The following is a 6163-nucleotide window of genomic DNA, read 5'->3' on the forward strand; positions in this document are numbered from 1 at the left end:
TGTGTATAAGAGGTAAGTGCCGTTTTGCTCTCTCAAGTGTCCAGCTACATTTATCATAAATAGGCTCCTTTCTATTTGTAGCTAAACGCCTTTTGCTTAGGCATCATAAGTTTAGAAGACTCTGAAGTGTTTTGCAAGGATGGCGCAAGAGAGTTTGAAAGGCGCATCCCTCCAAGTTGCCGATTCTGATCGATCAGGTACTCTACCACGCAGAGTTTTGGTATCTTATAACTGCGTCCTACACGCGCCGAGTGGATCTTATTCTGCTTGACCAGCAGATACGCATTCTTCCGGCAGATGCCAAGCATTTCCTGAAGAATGTCTACGGATACCACATCCGGGTAATCCTTGAACATCATCATGTACTGCTCCGTCTTGCGGTCGGGCTCTTCCTGAATCAAAGTGCAGGCTGCGATCTCGCTCATTCCTGTCCTCTCCTTCCAGTTCAATATGTAAATTGTTCAAAAGAAAATACTATATGTAAAGGACGATGGCTTTTTCCGGGTACCATCGCCCTTGCCAAAGGAGACGTTTGCGTTTAGAACTTCATCGGCAGTGCGTCTTTCCTGCACTTGCCGTTGTAGGTGGTGTAGATGGGGTAAATGTACCGCCGCCAGCCCGGAAGCTTGGCGGGGTTATCCCGGCTGATACGGTAGAGCTCCATGGGATGGACGCCGCTCAGCGCACGGACAAGCCGCTCCGCGCTGTACTGCCCATGATACAGCTGCACAAAGTACATCACGCCCCGCAGGACAGCCGCCCGGAAGGAATCCGGTCTGCCCTCCCACGCCGCCACGATGTGCCGCAGAGCTTCGCAGTAAATTTCCTCACCCAGCTGGTCGTACAGCTTCAGCGCCGTGCCCACGCAGCTGATACGGTAGTCGCTCAGCTGCATACTGTCGTAGTTGAGGGACAGCCCCACCCGGTTGGTGGCTGCGACAAACGCCTTGGAAGGCGCATCGCCGCCCACCACCTTGGCGCGCAGCTTGATGCCCGCCGACAGGGGTGCGGCGTGACCGTTCTGCTCCGCAAAGAGCAGGGCCTCCTGCTCCATCGTCAGACCGGTGTAGACCTTGCAGAGGATCGGGCGGTCCTCGCCGCCGTTGAGGAGGATGCAGCCCTCGATAGTATGCTGCCCGTCCATCACATAGTACCTGCCGTTGCGGAAGCTGACCTTCGGCTCGTTAACGATGTACTCGTTGAAGTCTCTGGCGATCAGTTCCACCCGCTTGCGTTCCACGCCCCGCTGGTAGAGTTCGCGGGGATAGATCAGCTTGCTGCTGTGGATGACCGAAAGCTGGTACGGCGGGTTGATACCAATGAAAGTATTGTTTTCGTTCAGGCGCATCGCATTTCCTCAATGCTTCCGGAGTTCTCAAAGGACGACCGGATGGGCGTATAGGGGTAGACAGGCGGTTTGCCATCCACCACCTCAGGCGGTGCGTAGACCGCCGTAGAGCGTCGGATAGGCTCTATCTGCTGGATGCTGCCCATAGGGTTCAGCGCAAGGCTGATGCGTACTGCATCATCCACCCGGCGCATTTCCTCCGGGGTCAGATGTCCCAGATACTTCAGTGCCCGGCTCTTATCGATGGTGAAGATCTGCTCTGCCTGCACAACGGACGGCATATTCAACCCTGCGTTTTCCAACAGGCAGTGGGGCGGCTGATTTACTTTCTTTTCCGCCTTGCTTGTCATGGTCGCAACGATCAGGGTCGGCGAGTGATAGTTGCCCACGTCATTCTGAAGAATGACCGCCGGACGGTCACCGCACTGTTCCGAGCCGGTGCTCGCCCCAAAATGGGTGAAGAAGATGTCTCCGCGTTGGAATTTCCAGTTTTGCTGCAAAATTGTACCTCCATGTTGTTATGTGCAAAGCCCGCTGCCGGATGTTCCGCAGCGGGCTTCGTTCACGGTATGGTGGTATGGTTGGATCAGCGGTGCATGACCACATAATCGTAGCCGCGCCGCATCTGGCAGACGGTGCAGGTGTCCATGCTCCGGTCTGCGCTAGGTACAAGTGCGATCTTGAATGCCTTTGCATCCACAAAGTGCCGCAGACAGGTACCGCAGAGGGTGCGGATGGACCTGATCATCTCAGGGGTCAGCTCCATCTCCTCGTAGATCTCCTGCTCGCGCACCGTGGGGTTCAACTCATCCATAAAAGTGTCCTCCTATGTGTATCAAAGTGGATATTCGGATAAAGAATAAATTGGGATACGTAAAAAACGGAAACTGCCGGATGCGCAAAAACGTACCCGGCAGTTCCCGGATCAATATGATTAAAGGTCTCGCATATTCGCCCTCGGCCCCCTACGAGTGGGGCATAAACATCTGGCAGCGGACTTGTACCGCTTCATTGGCATTTCAGCCACCCCGTCTGCTTTGTGACCGGGCCGCGAATTACGGAAGTATCATTATCGGAGTACCAGATGACGGAACTATTCAGTTTTCAAGGTTCATGAGGTCGGACGTTTTTCCCTGCGGCGAGTGCCGCTTGGAAAATTGTCCCTTCACTTGGTAGGCATCGAAAAAGGCCAAATTGTTACCTGAAAAAGAAAATGGTTCAAAAGTTCTTCAAAAACATAGTCATTCGTTCGATTCGCTTATGAATCGTAATCCTTTTGGATTCCAAGGTCATTGCAATCTCGGACTCGGTGTACCCAGCATAGACATAGAGCGTAAGAATTTTGAGGTCGAGTTCCGATAAATTTTCGAGAGCAGCCAGCAGCCGCTCGTTCTCAATTTCGCCGATCCATGTGAAGCAGCTCTTGGTTTCGCAGTAGTGATCCGTAACGGAAATAGCTTTCTGATACTTGTCCATCAAGGGCGAGTAGGATTCTTCGCTCTGTTCAAAGGACGGCGCTGCAATTTCCTGCGTATGGTTCTGGTAAGCGCGAGTAGCATTAAAAACAGACCAGTCGTAATCGTACATTGCCTGAATCGCTTCCCTGCTCATGCCAGCATCCTCATACTGCTTACGGGTCACAGCCCACTGGCTATCAAAATTCTTCTTTTCCAAACCGTAGTTAAAGCCCATGTTAAACCTAAAAATTTTCGATAAATCGTGAAAAATCGAAAATTTGGAAGGCTACGGATATTTCGCCGCTTGGGGCATCCACGAAAAACGGACAAACATAAAGCCTGCTCCTTTTTACGGGAGCAGGCTACCTGAAGGCTAAAAAAATAGCCGGACAACCAACTAACAGAGCGGTTCTAAAGCAGAATCACTCTATCAGCTGTTGCCCGGCTATTTGGTGCACGTTTCATACATTGCCTTGCGGCAATGGCCCGTTGCTCGGTGACGAACAGTCCATATTCAGGGTGCAATGCACCCGATTTTTGAAATTGTGTTTTGTCTAAAAAAGTCAGCGCCTGCGGTAGGCTAAATCAACCGTTGCTACGTTGCCGCACTTGAGGCACTTTATGCGGATAGTGCCTGAACAGCTCTCATCTTTTTGGTAGAGCTTGTGTCCGCAAACGGGGCAAAACCTCCAGCCGATGCTGAATTGTGCCTGCTGTATATTGCTCAGCGGTTTATTTTTAAAAGGACGATTATTTGATTGAATCATGTTTATTCTCCAAATCGGATGATGTCCAATGGATGGCAGTGGATGGGTTTGCCTTTTATGACCTGCATCTGCTGTAGTCTGATCCTGATAGCAGACCACGATACTCCCATCCGCACAGCCATCTCCAGAATTTTTTTATAGTTCGGGTCAGATGCGGATTTGTATAGGATTCCATTCGGCAGGCACAGCGCTGCCCGTTCTATTTCGGCGTTGACCAGAAATGTCGGCATCAGCAGCTCTGCTGCAAGGGTGTTTGCCTGCCATTCTTCCCATGAGGGTTGTCCGTTTCGTTCCCGATAGGCAATGTGCCCACGGCAATTGACTGCTTTTCCATAGTCGTTCGGGAACAGGTCAGCAAAAATCTGATGTGCCACTTCATGCGCTATCGTGAAATTCCGGCATCCGGTGCAGCTGTCTGCCGCAAGGGCAGAATCGATCACAACGTCCTTCGGCATGAATATCTCTACAAGCTTTGTACCATCCCCTAAAGTTACGGTAAAACCGCATCTTTGAAAAACGGTCAGTCCGAGGACGCTGCCATCGCTACATAGCGGCAGCATTTTCACATTCAGCCCAAGAACAGCGCTTGCAAGCCGTTCAGGGTCAATGGGTTCCGGGGCATCTTTGCTGATCCCGAAGCGGGTATAGTACTGGTCGATATACTTGCCCGCTATGCGCGAAAGGTCTGCGCGGGATAAGTACCTTGCCATTACGAAGCACGGCTTTCCGGCACGGAGCAGTAGGCTTCCACGAACCACTTGCCCTGCTCAAGCCAAAGATTTCGCTTCTGCCCGCAGATTAGACAGGTGAAGCAGTGACCTTTTCCGCCAAGGCGCGATGTGCCATGCCTGACTGCCAAAACACGGTCAATTCCATAAGTGCGAGTCTTGTCATAGTTTATGGCAAGAGGACGAATCTTACCGTCAGGAGTAAAACGAACATCCACTTCGACGTATCTTTTCTCACGGCGAAGGTTGTAATCACCACACATCAGAATTCCTCCTTTTTGCAGATTTATCAGAATGCAGCGTGCATTACTTGCGAATCATACTGCGTGCCACGAGCTGTTTTTCGTTTAACAGAGGAACGGACACTGTATGCTTTTTCCACTCATCCATAGAGCAGGTTACTGCTTTGCACAGACGGCATTTTGTCCAGCCGTCGGTTGCATCAAGATCTACATCATAGTTCATGGTTCCGCACATCGGGCATCTTACGTTTTCTTTTCTCATAATATCACCTCTTAAAAACACCGAACAAATACGATTTCGGTCCAGAATCAACACCAAAAAGCTGTTATTCGTGGATTTGATTCGATTATATACCTACTTTATGGAGATGTTAATTACGCATTTGTCGCTATTTTAGAGATTTCTTGCTGATTTCCTGTATTTTCTATACTATAATAGAGCTACCGGATCACAAAGGAGTGTTCTTGTTATGAAAAAGAAAACCACGCTCACCAAAATACACATAGCCCCATCCACAGTGCGCTATGATGCAGTCGCTGCGAGGGATAGCAATGAGGTTGGTCAGATTCTCGCAGGCACACGAAAAAGGAATGGCTATTCACTTGTAGCTTTCTCTGAACTTCTCCGTCACTATGGCGTCGATGTCAGTGATAAAGGAATCAGCAAATGGGAAAAAGGCTATACTACTCCTAGCATCTATCAACTAGTTGCAATCTGCTACGCATTGAACATCAAGGAGGGTCCTTCCTACTTTACAAAGAACTTTCAGAAACCCGCCCTTCTAAATGACATCGGGCAAAAAAAAGTCGCTGAGTACGAAATGGACTTGATTGCATCCCGGCGCTACCAGCCAGACGCAGAAGAGCCTGCGGAAATCGACTACATAATGATGCCTGTATCAGAGTTGCCAGTATCGGCAGGTCTAGGAGCTTTTCTTGAAGGTGAAATGTTCCAGCAGATACAGGTGCCTGCTAGTAGCGTTCCAGCAGGGGCTGAGTTTGGAATATATGTTAGTGGTGATAGTATGGAGCCGCGTTATCATGACGGACAAATCGTATGGGTGAAGCGTTGCGAAGAACTTGAATGCGGGGATATCGGGATATTCGTATATGATGACTGTGGATATCTGAAAAAATACGATGAACATACCCCGGATAAAACCCAAGCGGAATTCCTTACCGACAGCTATGGCGTGGTGCACAATCAACCGGTTTTGGTCTCTCTTAACACCAAATATTCGCCGATCCTTATATCTCCAGAGCAAAGATTCGAGGTTGTTGGAAAAGTTTTGAACTAAAAAGATGGGAGGAGTTTTTGTGGATACGATCAAGCGTGTTCAGGATTTGATGCAAGTGCGTGATATGAATCTATGTGTATTGGCAAAGAAATGCGGAATATCGTACTCCACGATTCAAACCACCGCCCGTCGGGGAGGGCAGTTAAGCGTAGAGACGATTGAAAGAATTTGTCGGGGTTTAGGAATTACATTAAAAGACTTCTTCGATTCCTCCTACCTGTAAATATAGGGGCAGCAAAAAAGCCGTTCGCCACGCTGGAAAATCTGCGTGGTGAACGGCTTTAATACTGCTTCTATTTATTCTTTGGTAATCTCCAGATAAA

10 protein-coding genes are annotated in these 6163 nt (G+C 49.5%); 2 read left to right on the forward strand and 8 right to left on the reverse strand.

Annotation, left to right across the window (positions count from 1 at the left end; translation table 11 throughout):
• Nucleotides 1–71 precede the first annotated feature (71 nt).
• From ACT8X9_RS12435 to ACT8X9_RS12470, 8 genes are all read right to left on the reverse strand, one after another.
• On the reverse strand, nt 72–425 hold the full coding sequence (locus ACT8X9_RS12435) for a helix-turn-helix domain-containing protein (RefSeq protein WP_444269199.1): 354 nt from the start codon (nt 423–425) through the stop codon (nt 72–74).
• A gap of 113 nt (nt 426–538) precedes the next feature.
• A complete protein-coding gene (locus ACT8X9_RS12440) occupies nt 539–1348 on the reverse strand; it encodes a DUF6551 family protein (RefSeq protein ID WP_444269200.1) in 810 nt (269 codons plus the stop codon).
• On the reverse strand, nt 1339–1848 hold the full coding sequence (locus ACT8X9_RS12445) for a type II toxin-antitoxin system PemK/MazF family toxin (RefSeq protein WP_444269201.1): 510 nt from the start codon (nt 1846–1848) through the stop codon (nt 1339–1341). Before ACT8X9_RS12445 ends, ACT8X9_RS12440 begins: the two co-directional genes overlap by 10 nt.
• Before the next feature lie 86 nt (nt 1849–1934).
• Nucleotides 1935–2162 (reverse strand): hypothetical protein, encoded by a 228-nt coding sequence (locus ACT8X9_RS12450; protein ID WP_444269202.1) that lies wholly within the window; start codon nt 2160–2162, stop codon nt 1935–1937.
• Between the two features lie 404 nt (nt 2163–2566).
• Nucleotides 2567–3040: a sigma-70 family RNA polymerase sigma factor gene (locus tag ACT8X9_RS12455; protein WP_444269203.1), complete on the reverse strand. Its 474-nt coding sequence runs from the start codon at nt 3038–3040 to the stop codon at nt 2567–2569.
• A gap of 534 nt (nt 3041–3574) precedes the next feature.
• A complete protein-coding gene (locus ACT8X9_RS12460) occupies nt 3575–4282 on the reverse strand; it encodes an ImmA/IrrE family metallo-endopeptidase (RefSeq protein WP_444269204.1) in 708 nt (235 codons plus the stop codon).
• Complete coding sequence (locus tag ACT8X9_RS12465; protein WP_055189751.1) at nt 4282–4563, reverse strand: hypothetical protein; 282 nt, start codon at nt 4561–4563, stop codon at nt 4282–4284. The genes ACT8X9_RS12460 and ACT8X9_RS12465 overlap by 1 nt, the downstream gene beginning before the upstream one ends.
• Nucleotides 4564–4606: 43 nt before the next feature.
• Nucleotides 4607–4804: a hypothetical protein gene (locus ACT8X9_RS12470; RefSeq protein ID WP_005928340.1), complete on the reverse strand. Its 198-nt coding sequence runs from the start codon at nt 4802–4804 to the stop codon at nt 4607–4609.
• Between the two features lie 208 nt (nt 4805–5012).
• Between ACT8X9_RS12470 and ACT8X9_RS12475 the strand changes: the two genes are divergently transcribed.
• Both ACT8X9_RS12475 and ACT8X9_RS12480 read left to right on the forward strand, forming a co-directional pair.
• Complete coding sequence (locus ACT8X9_RS12475) at nt 5013–5840, forward strand: XRE family transcriptional regulator (protein WP_444269205.1); 828 nt, start codon at nt 5013–5015, stop codon at nt 5838–5840.
• 19 nt (nt 5841–5859) lie between these two features.
• A complete protein-coding gene (locus tag ACT8X9_RS12480; RefSeq protein ID WP_444269206.1) occupies nt 5860–6063 on the forward strand; it encodes a helix-turn-helix domain-containing protein in 204 nt (67 codons plus the stop codon).
• Nucleotides 6064–6163: the final 100 nt, after the last annotated feature.

Source organism: Faecalibacterium sp. (assembly GCF_052358865.1).
In the GTDB taxonomy this organism is placed as follows: Bacteria; Bacillota; Clostridia; order Oscillospirales; family Ruminococcaceae; genus Faecalibacterium; species Faecalibacterium butyricigenerans.

Bases quoted from the DNA above. Each gene is read 5' to 3' on its own strand.
- ACT8X9_RS12475 (WP_444269205.1), top strand. From the start codon at position 5,013: ATGAAAAAGAAAACCACGCTCACCAAAATACACATAGCCCCATCCACA.
- ACT8X9_RS12440 (WP_444269200.1), bottom strand. From the start codon at position 1,348: ATGCGCCTGAACGAAAACAATACTTTCATTGGTATCAACCCGCCGTAC.
- ACT8X9_RS12455 (WP_444269203.1), bottom strand. From the start codon at position 3,040: ATGGGCTTTAACTACGGTTTGGAAAAGAAGAATTTTGATAGCCAGTGG.
- ACT8X9_RS12470 (WP_005928340.1), bottom strand. From the start codon at position 4,804: ATGAGAAAAGAAAACGTAAGATGCCCGATGTGCGGAACCATGAACTAT.
- ACT8X9_RS12450 (WP_444269202.1), bottom strand. From the start codon at position 2,162: ATGGATGAGTTGAACCCCACGGTGCGCGAGCAGGAGATCTACGAGGAG.
- ACT8X9_RS12435 (WP_444269199.1), bottom strand. From the start codon at position 425: ATGAGCGAGATCGCAGCCTGCACTTTGATTCAGGAAGAGCCCGACCGC.
- ACT8X9_RS12460 (WP_444269204.1), bottom strand. From the start codon at position 4,282: ATGGCAAGGTACTTATCCCGCGCAGACCTTTCGCGCATAGCGGGCAAG.
- ACT8X9_RS12465 (WP_055189751.1), bottom strand. From the start codon at position 4,563: ATGTGTGGTGATTACAACCTTCGCCGTGAGAAAAGATACGTCGAAGTG.